The sequence below is a fragment of the Selenomonadales bacterium 4137-cl genome (assembly GCA_032334055.1).
GTDB lineage: Bacteria > Bacillota > Negativicutes > Sporomusales > UBA7701 > Anaeroselena > Anaeroselena agilis.
In genome coordinates this window covers 3,801,465-3,815,448 of record JAUOZS010000001.1, presented here as the reverse complement: position 1 = coordinate 3,815,448, position 13,984 = coordinate 3,801,465, and the positions used below count along the sequence as shown (strand labels likewise).

The window sequence follows — 13,984 nt, the reverse complement described above, 5'->3', positions numbered from 1 at the left end:
CACCCTGTTAAGTGCAATCTTTACCGCCGCATTTGCAGCTATTGGACGCTGCCATCACTGCGTTGATAATCCGGTGGTATCCGGTACAACGGCAAAGATTGCCGGCAAGTGCTTCGCGCACCATTTCTTCCGTAGGTTCAGGGTGCTCATCCAGCAGTGCTTTGGTGGACATTATCATTCCGGGAGTACAAAAACCGCACTGCACTGCCCCCTCGTCAATAAACGCCTTTTGAATGGGATGCAATTCTCCATCCGTTGACAATCCCTCAATGGTGAGCACATCCCGGCCATCTACCTCGGGAGCAAGGATTATACAGGAATTTACCGCTTTCCCATCAAGAATCACCGTACACGCTCCGCATTCTCCCTCTCCGCAGCTTATTTTTGTACCGAGGAGACCGAAATGTTCGCGGATTAGCGAAGTCAATGTCTGGTGCGGCAAAACCTCCGCCTGCCGCATAGTGCCGTTAAGCCGGAATTTTATCCGTATCACTGCCTCGCTCATGCTATCAGTCCTCTTTCAATCCGATTAACTTAGCGGTAACGTCGTTGATTGCTCGCCGCGTCAGCGCTTCTACCATCGCCAGCCGATACTCCCTGCTGCCGCGCAAATCACTAATCGGCTTCGCGTCCTCCAAAATTGTCCGTATGGCCTCGTTTATCGTCTTTTCTGCGATCACCAATGATTTTAACAGGTTTTCTGCCCGCGAAGCGCGGAACGCCTTGGGACCGACAGCGCCGAGAGCAATTCTTGCCCCACCCTCTTGAGTCGCAGCAACCGCTACCCCTACGGTAGCTAAATCTACGCCCTCGCGTCGCGACAGCTTACTATAGGTCGAAGCTGCTTGGGTGGGCAGATACGGCAAGAAAACGTTCGCCACCAACTCATCATTGCTCAACACTGTCCGCCCGGGGCCGGTAATAAACTCCTCGAGGGGAACAGCTCGCATGCCTTCATCGCCGGTTACAACATTGACGACCGCGTCAAAGACCAGCAGTCCGGTCACCGTATCCGCTGCCGGTGAGGCGTTGCAAATATTTCCGGCCAGCGTACCTCTGTTCCTAACTTGCTTTGACCCAACTTTGACCGCCGCTTCGGCTAAAGCGGCAAACCGCTCCTGTATCACAGGATGCTCGGCGACTTTTGTCAGAGTCGCCAGGGCGCCGATCTCGACCCCGTCCGGCCGCACGATTATTTCCCCGTGCAGATCAGCAATTTTTTTTATGTTGATAACCATCGTGGGGGTACGTTTACCTAGATGTATCTGATTTATTACATCAGTACCCCCCGCCAGGACCGCCGCCGAAGCGCCATACACGCGCAGCAGAGACAGCGCTTCGCTCACAGTTCTCGGCTCGGCATACCCAAACCCGCTCATTGACACCCTTCCCCCATCAGTCTTTACGCCGCAGCCCTAATCGGCAAATACGGCTACGGCTCTGCACCAGCCTGCCGTACAGCCTTGTAATTTAACCGGTAACGCGCTGATGGTAAAGCCATAGGGCCGAGGCAACATCTCCAGATTGGCCAGTTTCTCGATCTGAAGATACTCCCTCCTGCGGCCGTGGATGTGGGTCGGCCACAGTTCGTTTTTATCCCCTGTCTGCTTGTACGCGGCTACCATCGCGTTAACCGGCCGGTCCAGCGTCCAGGCATCGATCCCGATGCAGCGGATGCCCTGATCAAGTAACCAGTTCAACCCTGATATGCCAAGCCCCGACTGCATGGCAAGATATGTCGGCGTATCAGTTCCCCAGTACTTATCGCAGCCGGTATGCAAAAGTACAATATCGCCACGTTTCAAAACATACCCGATCTTCCCGAGGGCATGCTTCATGTCCTCGATCGTGATCTCCGCGCCGGCCTCCTTGTGGCGCATATCCAGGACCACTCCCGGTCCATAGCACCACTCCAACGGCACCTGGTCCACCGTCTTTGCCGGCCGACCCTCGCACAACGGCCCGTAATGATACGGAGCATCTATATGCGTGCCGGCATGAGCAGAACCGGAAATAAAATCCGTGGCCAACGCCATAGTATCGGGAAAGTCGCTCGCCTCAATCCCGGCCATCTTAGCCAGACGATGCGCGCCCGCAGAGTGATCTGAGTGTTCTATCTTTGGCCCGAATGGCTCCGTCGCATCATTGCAGTGTGACACACTCAGGTCAATAATTTTCATTTACTACCACTCCCTAGCATATTATTTCTGACTGTCAGCCCTTTTCATAAGACGCGACAATACTTTTAAATTCGTCCAGGCTCAGTAGGCCACGTTTCTCGGCCCCCCTGTCTTTAACCTGTTTCAGCACCTCTACCACAGCTGTACCGGAAAGCTGGATACCAAGCTTGTCCAAATAGTATTCGATTGACGCTTTGCCACTCTTTTTACCTAAAACAATATCGCCTTCCCGGCCAAAAAACCTTGGGTCGGTCGCAAACATCGCCAGCGGCTCTTTGATGACCAAGTCGACGCCGATGCCTGATTCGCGAGTATAATTCCTTTTGCCGGCCACTGGTTTGTTATCCGCCAGACGGACCCCGGAGATATTCTCAACCAGTTGACAAAGGTCCATCAGTTTATCCAGCTTGTAATCGTTGTCTGTTCCATAGAGAATTTTTAAAGCTACCATCAGCTCCTCGGCGGCGGCATTGCCCGTTCGCTCGCCCAGGCCGTTGACACAGGAATGAATTACCTCCGCGCCTGCGGCCACACCCGCCAACTGAGTGGCCACCGCCATGCCGAAATCGTTATGAGTATGGACCTCCACCGGGAGCCCGCCCGTTAATGCCTTTACCTTTTTCACCATGTACTGAATGGTTTCAGGTAGGGCACATCCCATTGTGTCAACTACCCCCACCGAGTCGGGAGGAGAGTTTTTCATGATTCCAGTTAGAAGATGCGCTAAATCTTCTTCCCGAGCCCGGGTGGTGTCGTATGGGAAATAGACCGCATAAAGGCCCTGACTCTTAGCATAGTTGATGCAGTCCATGCTCTTTTCAAGTACATTCTCCCATGTCCATTTAAACTGGTATTTTAGTTTAGGATAACCAATCGGAACCTCAATGACAACCCCATAGGCTCCGCAGTCTACCGCCTTGTCGATGTCCTCTCTCATTGCACGGGCAAAAGTGAATATCTTTGCCTTTAAATTACGTTTACATATAGCCTTGATAGCTTCATAGTCGTCTTTGGATACGGCCGGCATACCCGCCTCTATGCGTTCAATACCCACCTCGTCCAACTTTTCGGCAATCCGAATTTTATCATCTACCGAAAAAACCACACCAGGAGTTTGCTCGCCATCTCGCAACGTAGCATCGTGAATTTCTACTTTCGGTGCCTTTTCAATTCTTTTCCTCACTAACTCATGGTCATTGTAAGGACTTGCCCACCACGCGTTTTCTTTGTAATGATTGTTGGCCATTTCTTCTCCTCCGTTGTGAATAATAATTACAATTAACCTAACGTAAGTTTCAGCTAAGTGATACCTCGCAATACACCTTTCTCTTGCCGGAAATACGGACCTGTAACAACTATGGCGTTTTACCCGCCATCATATATGATATATTATATATGATATATGATTTGATGCGTATTCTGATTCTCCTGCTAATACAAAGAACTTTTTTTATTTGTTTGCCAAACAAGAAATGAAGCATAGGTTTGCCGATTCGGCAAACTTATGCTTCAAAAAGTTTCTCGGGGTGCGGGCTGCTGACTGGATTTTGTTAAATGCCAATTGCCTTAAAGTCAGTACACCTGTTTTAATAATAAGAGGTTCCCAGCCTGTGCCCGCAAAAGGAGAAAGGCCGCGGCTTCGTGCCGCGGTCTTAATATTTTTTAGTTCGCATAGCCCCGGGAATCGAAGGATACGCGTTGTCCGGCCCGGTAGGTGCGGCTTTTGCCGGGCGCGTACGCTAGCGAGGTATTGTTTCTCAGCACCCCGGAACGGACGTAGCCGTTATTGTAGAATGAGACGGCGTGTCCGCGCGCAAAGGTGGCTGACCAGCCGGACCGGTAGCTAAGCGACGTGTCGTGGCTTAGATACCCGGCTTTGACATGGCCGTCGCTGCGGAAGGAAATGGAACTTCCGGCTCTGAAGGTGGCCGACCAGCCGGGCTTGTAGCTTAAAGAGGTGTCGTTGCGCAGCACTCCGGAACGGACATAGCCGCCGTCGCCAAAGCCTACCATGCTGCCGGCCTTAAAGGTGGCGGACCAGCCGGACTTGTAGCTTAAAGAGGTGTCATTGCGGAGAACGCCCGACGTAACAAAGCCATGGCCATCCAGATATACCGTCGTACCGCCTTTAAAGGTGGCGGACCAGCCGGGCTTATACTTCAGGCTGGTATCGCGTGCGAGGTAGCGGGACGATGCCTCGGCGCCGGCGACGAAAGCGACCTGCACCACCAGCGCGAACACCAGGGCGTACAGGCAAGTGGTCATAAACTTCTTCTTCACAGTATGCCTCCTTTTACTTTTCCAGCTGCTGATTTCGACCGGAGTTTTTCACAAGCTAACAACTTACTAATTAATTAATGGGTTGTTAGTAGTTTTTATCATAAGGCTCGCCCGGCTGATCGTCTATCACCCTTAAGGGTGATTTCCCCCAAAATACGCTTAAACCACGGTATTCACCGCGGCTTTAGCATAGCCGGACATGAGCCGTCCTGCAGCGCGGGCGGGGGCATCCGAACTATTGTCTCCTGCGAGAGGCAAAAGTTCTTTGCATGCGGGCGCGTGTATACAGTATCTTGGTATACTTGCCCGGTCGGCCCCAAAAGTGTTGAATGAAACAATAAATTGTGATAGACTTTCGTTTGTCTGTTAAATTATTACACATGGGGATGGAGAAAAAAGGAGCGAGACTTTTTATGAACCGGATCAAAAAGGTACTGGTCGCCAATCGCGGTGAAATTGTCATCCGGATTTTCCGGGCCTGCAATGAACTGGGGATCCGCACCGTCGCGATATACTCCCAGGAGGATGTGCTTTCCCTCCACCGTTATAAAGCGGATGAGGCTTATTTGATCGGCGAGGGAAAAGGGCCGGTCGAGGCTTATCTCGATATCGAGGGCATTATCAAGATTGCCAAGGAAAACGATGTCGACGCCGTCCATCCCGGCTATGGCTTCTTATCGGAAAACGCCGCACTGGCCAAAAGGTGCGCCGAGGAAAACCTGATCTTTATCGGACCCGAGCTACGGCACCTGATTATGTTCGGCGATAAGATAAATGCCCGCGAGCAGGCGAAGGCCGCCGGTATTCCGATGATACCCGGCAGCGACGGCCCCGTATCCGGCCTGGAGGAAGTGAAAGCTTTCGCCCGGCAACATGGTTTCCCCCTGATAATCAAGGCGGTATCGGGCGGTGGCGGCCGCGGAATGCGCATCGTCAACGAGGCGGCTTCGCTGGAAGAGGCCTATCAGCGGGCCCGCTCGGAGGCTAAAGCGGCCTTCGGCAGCGACGAGGTTTACCTGGAGAAGCTGCTGGCTCACCCCAAGCACATCGAGGTACAGATTCTCGGCGACCGCTACGGCAATATCGTTCATCTTTTCGAGCGGGACTGCTCGGTTCAGCGCCGGCATCAGAAGCTTGTAGAAGTGGCGCCGGCGGTCGGCTTGCCGGACTCGCTCCGCCGCGAGATCTGTGATGCGGCCGTGAAGCTGATGAAAAAAGTCGGCTATGTAAACGCCGGCACGGTGGAGTTTCTGGTTACGCCGGATAACAAGTTCTATTTTATCGAAGTCAATCCGCGCATCCAGGTTGAGCATACGATTACCGAGATGATCACCGGCCGGGATATTGTCCAGGCGCAGTTGCTGATCGCCGACGGCCTGCCTCTCGGCAGTGAGGAGATCGGCATCCCGTCGCAGGAGGCGGTCCACTGCCACGGTCATGCGATCCAGTGCCGGGTGACTACCGAAGACGCCGCCAACAATTTCCGGCCGGACACGGGCAAGATCGTCACTTACCGCAGCGGCGGCGGCTTCGGCGTGCGCCTGGACGCCGGCAACGCCTACAGCGGCTCGGTTATTACGCCATACTACGACTCGCTGCTGGTTAAGGCATCAACCCTGGGCCTGACCCGCAAGGCGGCAATCGCGAAGATGAAGCGCTGCCTGGAGGAGTTCCGGGTCCGGGGCGTCAAAACCAATATTCCCTTCCTGAAAAACGTGATAAGTCACGAGAAGTTTCTCTACGGTACCTACGACACGGCTTTCGTCGATACTTCGCCAGAGCTTTTCGTTTTCACGCCGCCGAAGGACCGGGCGACCAAGGTGATGAAGCACCTCGGCAATATCATCGTGAACGGTTACGAGGGCCTCGGCCGGCGGGAAAAACCCGTCTTTCCCACACCGCGCATGCCTCAGGCGCCGTGCGACGATATCCCGGCCGGCAGTAAGCAGATCCTGGAGGAAAAAGGCGTAGACGGCCTGATTGCCTGGGTTAAAGAGCAGAAAAAGGTGCTGCTTACCGACACGACGCTGCGCGACGCCCATCAGTCCCTGCTGGCCACCCGCATGCGCACGTACGATATGGTCAAGGTTATCGATCCCACGGTGCGCCTGCTGCCCAACCTGTTTTCGCTGGAAATGTGGGGCGGGGCCACCTTTGACGTCGCTTACCGGTTTCTCCGCGAGGACCCGTGGGAACGCCTGGCGGCCCTGCGGGCGAAGACCCCCAACATCCTGTTCCAGATGCTCCTCCGCTCCGCCAACGCGGTCGGCTACACCAACTATCCCGACAACGTCGTCCGTCACTTTATCGCCCAGTCGGCGGCGGCCGGGATAGATGTTTTCAGGATTTTCGACAGCCTCAACTGGCTGGAAAGCATGCGGGTGGCGATCGAGGCCGTCCGCGATGCCGGGAAAGTCGCCGAAGCATCGCTTTGCTATACCGGCGACATCCTCGACCCGCGGCGCAGCAAGTATGACCTCGATTATTATGTAACGATGGCCAAGGAACTGGAAAAGGCCGGGACACACATCCTCGGCATCAAGGACATGGCCGGCCTGCTGAAGCCGGAAGCCGCTTACCGGCTGGTGACGGCCATCAAGGAGGCGGTGTCGGTGCCTGTGCACCTCCACTGCCACGATACCAGCGGCAACGGCATCTATACTTATGCCCGGGCCATCGATGCCGGGGTCGATATCGTCGATGTGGCCATTTCCTCGCTGGCAGGCTCAACCTCCCAGCCGAGCGCCAACAGCCTTTACTACGCCCTGAGCGGGCACGAGCGCCAGCCGGATGTCGGTATTCGCGGCTTGACCGAGCTGTCCCATTATTGGGAGGATGTCCGCAGCTATTATACCGACTTCGATTCCAAGCTGTTTTTCCCGAACCCGGAGGTTTACGAGCATGAAATGCCGGGCGGCCAGTACAGCAATTTCAAGCAGCAGGCCAAGGCCCTCGGCCTGGAAGGGCGCTGGGAGGAAGTCAAGGTCATGTACCGCCGGGTGAACGATATGTTCGGCGATATCATCAAGGTGACACCATCCTCCAAGGTGGTCGGCGATATGGCGCTGTTCATGGTCGAAAACAGCCTCACGGAAGAGAACATTTACGAAAAAGGGGAACTGCTCAGTTTTCCGCAGTCGGTCATCGAGTTTTTCGAAGGCCAGATCGGCCAGCCCTATCAGGGCTTCCCCCCCAAACTGCAGACGCTGGTCCTGAAGGGCCGGAAGCCGATCACCTGCCGCCCCGGCGAGCTGCTGCCCCCGGCCGAATTCGCCAAGATCCGAGAGGTGATTGAGCCGCTTCTTGAGCGCCCGGTCAGTGAGAAAGACCTTTCCTCCTATGCGCTGTATCCAAAGGTGTTCACCGACTGGCTGTCTTTTATCCGCGAGTACGGCGACGTATCTCTGCTGGATACGCCCACCGCTTTCTACGGCATGCTGCCGGGCGAGGAGATCCGGGTAGATATCGAGCAGGGCAAGACCCTGTATATCAAACTGCTGGCCGTCGGATCGCCCAACGCCGCGGGTGAACGGATCGTAGGCTTTGAACTGAACGGCCTGCTGCGGGAGATCGTCGTCCGCGACAAGAGCGTCAAGGCGGTTGCCGCCCAACGCACCAAGGTCGACCCGGCCAACCCCGAACAGGTGGGAGCCTCGATGTCCGGCACGGTGGTCAAGATACTTGTCGAGAAGGGGACGAAGGTGAAAAAGGGAACCCCGCTTATCGCCACCGAGGCCATGAAGATGGAAACGTCCATCCAGGCGCCGATACACGGCTTTGTGAAAGAAATTTACGTCAAGCCGGGCGAACATATCGAAACCGGCGATTTGCTCCTGAGCCTCGAGCGTCCTCCCGTCAGCCTCGCCGACCAGGAGGAGCCGAAGAAATTCCCGCGATAAAACAGTGACGCCGAGGGCCCTGCTGCTGCCAGCAGGGCCCTCGGCGTCACTGTTATTGCATCAAATGTCTAGGGCGGCGTGGTATCCTTGATAGATCGCGGTCGTTATGGTGGACGCGCGGACACAATCGCCGATCTGCGCTACATAAGGCGCACAGTCGACCAGTTCTTCCGCTTCTTTTCTGCGGGCTTGCTGACCGAGCGCGCAGATCACCGTGGCGCCCGCAACAAAACGCTCATCGCCGTTTGCCGCGGCGCAGAAGATTCCTTCCCGCGTAACCCGCGTCGCCTTGCAGCCCGTATGGACGTGAATCTTGAGCTTGTCGATTTCGCCGAGCAGTATCGGCCGATGCCTGATGTTCGCGTCCGGGGCCAGTTCCGCCCGCATTTCCACGAGATGCACTTCCTTGCCTTCGCGGGCAAGATGAATCGCCGCTTCGCAGCCCGCCTGGCCGCCGCCCAAGACGACCACCCGGTCGCCGACCATATCTTTCTTCAAATAATAGTCGTTGACGATAATCACGTTTTCGGCCTGCAAGCCCGGAATCGGGGGAACGAGCGGTTCGGACCCGATCGCGACAATCAGCGCGTCGACATTTTCCTTTTCGGCGTACTCTTTGGTAACCGCGGTGTTCAGACGTACCTCGACACCGGCGTCCGCCGCCAACTTTCCGAGTGTAACGCCCAGTTGGTACATTTCGTATTTGAACGGGATCGCCTGTTCCCCCTTCAAGATGCCGCCGAGCTCGCCGGTCTTTTCGCAGAGGATTACCTTATGACCCCGTCTGGCGGCGGTAATCGCGGCTTTCAGACCGCCCGGCCCGCCGCCCGCGACCATAACCTTGCACGGCCGCGCGGCGGGAACGATTTCCGTCCCGTCGAGTTCCCGGCCGATCAGCGGGTTTACGGCGCAACGCCTTGTGGAGGTGACCGCCCGCTCGGCCATGCAGGTGAAGCAGCGCAGACATTTGACGATGTCTTCGTCCCTGTTGCTCATTATTTTTCTGGGCAGTTCCGGATCGGCCAGCAGGGCGCGGGCCATCTCGACGACATCCGCTTTGCCGCTGGCGATGATTTCCTCCATCATTGCCGGATCGTTCAAGCCGCCCAGCGTCGCTACTGGCACGCTTACGTGCTTTTTGATCTCGGCGGCGAGATAAACATTGCATCCATGAGGTACGAACATTGAGGGATGGGTTGTGCTGAAGCCGCGCTGGTAAGTGCCGGCTGATATGTGCAGCAAGTCGATGCGCGATTCGAGCAGTCTGGCGATTTCGACGCCCTCCGCAAGATCGTACCCGCCTTCGAACAATTCCGAACCGCTCATTCTGAATTCGATCGGAAAGCCGGGCCCGACCGCCTTGCGGACACTGTCGAGAACTTCCCGCGCGAAACGCACCCTGTTTTCCAGCGATCCGCCGTACTGATCCGTCCTGCGGTTAAAATAGGGAGACAGGAACTGATTGATCAGCCATCCGTGTCCGCCATGGACCATGATCAGCTCAAAGCCGGCTCTTTTGGCCAGCGCGGCGCAATTGCCGTAAGCGGCAACAATGTCGGCGATTATTTCTTCGGTAAGCTCTTTTACTTCCAGCCCGTCGGGACGGACGCCGGCGCTCGGCCCCCACTGGGCAAGGCCCCGCTTCTTGTCCTTGTCGGTCAGATATGTTCCCGCATACTGCCCGGAATGGGACAGTTCGACACTGGCGATTGCGCCGTGGCGGCGAATGGCATCGGCGGTGTAGGTGAAGCTCGCGAGCGAACCGGGAGTATGCAGGTCGAGATGAAAGGCGTGAGAGCCGTCCGTTTCGGGGTGCACCATGCATTCGCTTACCGTAACCGCTCCTGCTCCGCCCTTGGCCCGCAGCTCATAAAAAGCCGTCGAGGCGCGGCCGATAGTGCAATCGGCGGTAATGTCCGTGCCGCCCATGGGAGCGGAAAACATTCTGTTGCGGAAAACAACATTGCCGATTTTGATCGGTTTGCATAGGTTTGGGTATTTTCTTCGCATTCTGCCATTCTCCTCGAAGGTTATTTTGCGGTGAAGTTTGCGAGTTTTTTCGCTTCGGACTTGTATTTCGGCTATTTATAATTTATATTAATTATACAAACATGTCAATTGTTACATGTATATGTTTATATTGCAGTCATATGAATAGGGGTGATGTTTTAAGGCATGCGTACATTGAAATACGCGGTTTTGGGCCTGATAAACAGGGATCCGATGACTGGCTACGATCTGATGAAAGCGTTTAACTTGGGGTTGGCGAATTTTTGGCATGCGCGGCACAGTCAGCTCTATCCGGAGTTGAAAAAACTGACCGCCGAGGGCCTGGTGACCTACGAAACGGTTATCCAGGGCGAGAAACTGGAAAAAAAGCTTTACTCGATTACGGAAGCCGGAAGAAAAGCTTTTTTCAGCTGGCTGTCCAAACAGGAGCGCCCGGAGCCTACGCCCAAAGATATCTTCCGTCTGAAAGCCTATTTCGTCGAAGCCATGAGTAAAGAGGATCTCCTGCGGCAATTCGGTTATCAGCTCGATCAACGAAAAACGAAATTGGCTAAGCTGGAAGAGACCATGAGGCAGCATCCCTATTCCCGGGAGGTCGAAGAGATCCTTTCGCCGCTTTACGGCGACTATATTGTTTTAAAAGGCGCCATCATGCGGGAGCGCGCTTACGTCGCCTGGCTGTTAGAATGCATGCGGGAAATAGAGACCCGTTCCAAATAATAAAATGTCATTGCCTGATCGACGGCAATGACATTTTTTGCGATAGCCGGGCTTACGGCATATTTAGCCTTTTCGACCGCCGGAAACATGTAAAACATCCCCGCTGATGAACGCGGACTCGTCGGACGCCAAAAACAATATGGCGTTGATGACATCTTCCGTCTCGCCCAGGCGCGGAATGGGGGTCTGCTTTAGCTGCAGGTCCCGAAGCAGCGCGAATTTGGGGTGCGACAGCACAAGCTCGGTCGCAACCAGGCTTGGCGCCACGGCGTTTACGGTGATGTAGTGTTTACCCAGCTCTTTCGACAAAGCGCGGGTCAGGCCGATAACGCCGGCTTTTGCCGCCGAATAGTTTACCTGTCCGGGATTGCCCAGGTAAGCCCGCGAAGAAAGGTTGACTATTTTCCCGTAGCTTTGTTTGATCATGTAGGGAACGGCGTACTTGCAGCATAAGAAGCTGCCTTTCAGACATACGTCAACGACTGAATCCCAGTCCTCCTCGGTCATGTCCGTTATCAGGCGATCCTTCAATACCCCCGCGTTGTTGACCAGGATATCGATGGTGCCGAATTCCCCGGCAGCCCTTTCCATAAAGCCTTTTACCCGGCTTCCGTCGGTTATGTCGATTTGCTCGCCGACCGCCTCGCCCCCGCAGCGTCTTATGGCATCGACCGCTTCTTCGCAGGCATGCTGGTTTACATCGCAGAGGGCCACTTTTGCTCCTTCGCGCGCGAACGCCAGCGCAGCCGCCCGGCCAATCCCCCGCCCGGCGCCGGTTATTACGGCTACCTTGCCGGTAAACCTCATTACAACCATCTCCCGTTGCTTCAACCGCGAATTCGAAAACGGCTTAGTCCGCGTCTTTACTCAGGTCTTCCGCCAACTGGTTCAGATCGCGAACAAGACCGCCGGACTGCTGAACCGCGTCGGCCACGTGGGATATGGCTGCCGCGATTTGGTTGACAACTTCATTGACATGAACAAGCTGGGTATAGTTATTGTCGCTGTCCGCCTGAATCGCTGTCACGACCTGCTCGACCTTTTTAATCGAATCGGCGCTGCCTGTCGACAGTTTGCGGATTTCCTCGGCGACCACGCCGAAACCGCGGCCGGCGTCGCCGACCCGGGCCGCTTCGATGGCCGCGTTCAGACCGAGAAGGTTTATATGGCCGGCAATGTCTTTCATTATGCCGATTATGCCGTTTGTTTCCTTTACCCTGTTCTGGGAATCGAGAACGCTTTGCGCGAGAGTGGTGCACACACTGGCGATCTCCTCGGCCTGAGCGGATAATTCTTCGACAGTGCTGGCCAGGACGCCGATATTCTCGTTGAGGGTATTGGCCATTTCCATCATCTTGTCCTGCAGTTCGACCGACTCTGTGGCGACCGCACAGCCGATCACTTCCCCGGAGTCGTCCGTTATCGGGAAGGCGGAGGCAATGTAGGGAACGCCGAAGACCGATTTATCGGCTCTTATCACTACCCGGCGCTTTTCCTCCAGGGCCCTGGCCACGGCCGAACCCGGCTGCACCGGCCTGTTCGGCACACTCTTGAACGCCAGTTTTTTGCCGGGTTTGTAAAACAGGTATTTTTCCCGGTCGGTCAGGGCAATGCCGAGGTCTTGCACGCAAATGTCGTTCAGCAATGGCAACACGTAGCGGAAGTGTTCCAGAATGGCGTTTTTTTGTTCTTCACTCATGTTTAATCACCCCTCATAGCCGATAGCCGCTGTCCTCTTAAGGCTGTCGAGTTCACTTTCCGGCCTGAATGCCGCACGGATCACTCCGGCTCCGTAAATTCATGGGCCTGCTCTTCGCCCCGCAAAACGCGCAGCGTACCCAAAGCGAGCGCCTCAAGCTCGTTTTCCCCGGGGATGATTTCCACGGGAGCGATAAAGCCGACCCGGTCGACGATCCAGTCGGTCATCATCCGGGAATGGGCGATCGCGCCGGTTAGGACAATCACGTCGACCTTGCCTTTAACCACCGTGGCAAGTTCGCCGATGGCCTTGGCGACCTGGTAAGCCATCCCGTAATATATCAATTCCGCGTACTTGTCGCCGTTCTTGATTTTCTCTTCCACTTCCAATGCTTTGTTAGTCCCGAGATAGGCTACGAGCCCGCCGTTGCCGCGCATTCTCCTGGTAGCCGACGCCCGATCATGCTTGCCGGAAAAGCACAGGTCGACCAGCTGGCGGCAAGGAACGCGGCCTACCCGCTCCGGCGAGTAGGGCCCTTCCTCGTCGGTGAGAACGTCGATCATTCGCCCGCCGCTGATTACCGTACCGGTGATGCCGCCGCCCATGTGGGTAACGACAACATTCATGTCCCGCAGATTCTTATTGAACTTTTTCGCCGTTTTTATCGCGACGGCTCGCATGTTGAGGACATGACAGGATGCTCTTCTGGTAATCTCCGGGATGCCTGACAGACGGGCGACTTCCTCCAGTTCGTCGACGACGACGGCGTCGTATATATAGGCGGGGATGCCGAGAGAGGATGCTATCTCATAAGCTACGAGCGCCCCGAGGTTCGAGGCGTGGTCGTCAATGGGGCGGTAGGTGAGGAAATCGACCATCGCTTTGTTAACCCGATACGCGCCTTGCTTAAGCGGCGGAAGCTTTCCGCCCCGTCCCGCCACGGCCGCCAGCTCGCCGATGGGGTATTTGGCGGCAACCAGCCGGGACATGACGGCGTCCATACGCATTTCAAACTGATCGACCATTGTTTTGTAACGGGACAATTCCGCGACATCGTGCTCGACCGACCCGCGGAACAGTTCATTTTCGTTTTCGTACACCGCGATTTTGGTCGAGGTCGAGCCAGGGTTTATCGACAGTATCTTGTACATTTTTTCGAGCATAAACTGGTTACCTCCGGCATTTTATGGAGATCA

The 13,984-nt window shown here is 55.5% G+C and carries 11 protein-coding genes; 2 read left to right on the top strand and 9 right to left on the bottom strand.

Annotated features, from left to right (window positions below):
• Window positions 1-7 precede the first annotated feature (7 nt).
• The 5 genes from Q4T40_19720 to Q4T40_19700 all read right to left on the bottom strand — a co-directional run bounded on the left by Q4T40_19720 (window position 8) and on the right by Q4T40_19700 (window position 4,460).
• The gene (locus tag Q4T40_19720) at window positions 8-505 is read right to left on the bottom strand and encodes a (2Fe-2S)-binding protein (protein MDT8903461.1); all 498 of its coding nucleotides are present in this window, start codon (window positions 503-505) and stop codon (window positions 8-10) included.
• Between the two features lie 4 nt (window positions 506-509).
• Complete coding sequence (locus tag Q4T40_19715; GenBank protein MDT8903460.1) at window positions 510-1,379, bottom strand: xanthine dehydrogenase family protein subunit M; 870 nt, start codon at window positions 1,377-1,379, stop codon at window positions 510-512.
• Window positions 1,380-1,415: 36 nt separating this feature from the next.
• A complete protein-coding gene (locus Q4T40_19710) occupies window positions 1,416-2,180 on the bottom strand; it encodes a cyclase family protein (GenBank protein MDT8903459.1) in 765 nt (254 codons plus the stop codon).
• 34 nt (window positions 2,181-2,214) lie between these two features.
• Window positions 2,215-3,426, bottom strand: a complete 1,212-nt coding sequence (locus tag Q4T40_19705) for a hypothetical protein (protein MDT8903458.1) — start codon at window positions 3,424-3,426, stop codon at window positions 2,215-2,217.
• A gap of 416 nt (window positions 3,427-3,842) precedes the next feature.
• Window positions 3,843-4,460: a hypothetical protein gene (locus tag Q4T40_19700; protein MDT8903457.1), complete on the bottom strand. Its 618-nt coding sequence runs from the start codon at window positions 4,458-4,460 to the stop codon at window positions 3,843-3,845.
• A 413-nt stretch (window positions 4,461-4,873) separates the two neighbouring features.
• Here Q4T40_19700 and pyc point away from each other — a divergent pair, with 413 nt between their 5' ends.
• Window positions 4,874-8,359: a pyruvate carboxylase gene (gene pyc, locus Q4T40_19695; GenBank protein MDT8903456.1), complete on the top strand. Its 3,486-nt coding sequence runs from the start codon at window positions 4,874-4,876 to the stop codon at window positions 8,357-8,359.
• A 60-nt stretch (window positions 8,360-8,419) separates the two neighbouring features.
• Here pyc and Q4T40_19690 read toward each other — a convergent pair whose 3' ends face one another.
• A complete protein-coding gene (locus Q4T40_19690; GenBank protein ID MDT8903455.1) occupies window positions 8,420-10,369 on the bottom strand; it encodes an FAD-dependent oxidoreductase in 1,950 nt (649 codons plus the stop codon).
• Window positions 10,370-10,534: 165 nt separating this feature from the next.
• Between Q4T40_19690 and Q4T40_19685 the strand changes: the two genes are divergently transcribed.
• The gene (locus tag Q4T40_19685) at window positions 10,535-11,089 is read left to right on the top strand and encodes a PadR family transcriptional regulator (protein ID MDT8903454.1); all 555 of its coding nucleotides are present in this window, start codon (window positions 10,535-10,537) and stop codon (window positions 11,087-11,089) included.
• Between the two features lie 63 nt (window positions 11,090-11,152).
• Here Q4T40_19685 and Q4T40_19680 read toward each other — a convergent pair whose 3' ends face one another.
• The 3 genes from Q4T40_19680 to buk form a co-directional block, all read right to left on the bottom strand.
• Entirely contained in the window at window positions 11,153-11,896 is a 744-nt protein-coding gene (locus Q4T40_19680; GenBank protein MDT8903453.1) for an SDR family NAD(P)-dependent oxidoreductase, read from the bottom strand.
• A gap of 43 nt (window positions 11,897-11,939) precedes the next feature.
• Window positions 11,940-12,788 carry a methyl-accepting chemotaxis protein gene (locus Q4T40_19675; GenBank protein MDT8903452.1) on the bottom strand — a complete coding sequence of 283 codons (849 nt, stop codon included), beginning with the start codon at window positions 12,786-12,788 and terminating at the stop codon, window positions 11,940-11,942.
• A gap of 80 nt (window positions 12,789-12,868) precedes the next feature.
• The gene (buk, locus tag Q4T40_19670; protein MDT8903451.1) at window positions 12,869-13,951 is read right to left on the bottom strand and encodes a butyrate kinase; all 1,083 of its coding nucleotides are present in this window, start codon (window positions 13,949-13,951) and stop codon (window positions 12,869-12,871) included.
• Window positions 13,952-13,984: the final 33 nt, after the last annotated feature.

What these genes read in the sequence shown, in the direction of transcription:
- Q4T40_19720 (MDT8903461.1), bottom strand. Translation starts at nt 505, where the DNA reads ATGAGCGAGGCAGTGATACGGATAAAATTCCGGCTTAACGGCACTATG.
- Q4T40_19715 (MDT8903460.1), bottom strand. Translation starts at nt 1,379, where the DNA reads ATGAGCGGGTTTGGGTATGCCGAGCCGAGAACTGTGAGCGAAGCGCTG.
- Q4T40_19710 (MDT8903459.1), bottom strand. Translation starts at nt 2,180, where the DNA reads ATGAAAATTATTGACCTGAGTGTGTCACACTGCAATGATGCGACGGAG.
- Q4T40_19705 (MDT8903458.1), bottom strand. Translation starts at nt 3,426, where the DNA reads ATGGCCAACAATCATTACAAAGAAAACGCGTGGTGGGCAAGTCCTTAC.
- pyc (MDT8903456.1), top strand. Translation starts at nt 4,874, where the DNA reads ATGAACCGGATCAAAAAGGTACTGGTCGCCAATCGCGGTGAAATTGTC.
- Q4T40_19690 (MDT8903455.1), bottom strand. Translation starts at nt 10,369, where the DNA reads ATGCGAAGAAAATACCCAAACCTATGCAAACCGATCAAAATCGGCAAT.
- Q4T40_19685 (MDT8903454.1), top strand. Translation starts at nt 10,535, where the DNA reads ATGCGTACATTGAAATACGCGGTTTTGGGCCTGATAAACAGGGATCCG.
- Q4T40_19680 (MDT8903453.1), bottom strand. Translation starts at nt 11,896, where the DNA reads ATGAGGTTTACCGGCAAGGTAGCCGTAATAACCGGCGCCGGGCGGGGG.
- Q4T40_19675 (MDT8903452.1), bottom strand. Translation starts at nt 12,788, where the DNA reads ATGAGTGAAGAACAAAAAAACGCCATTCTGGAACACTTCCGCTACGTG.
- buk (MDT8903451.1), bottom strand. Translation starts at nt 13,951, where the DNA reads ATGCTCGAAAAAATGTACAAGATACTGTCGATAAACCCTGGCTCGACC.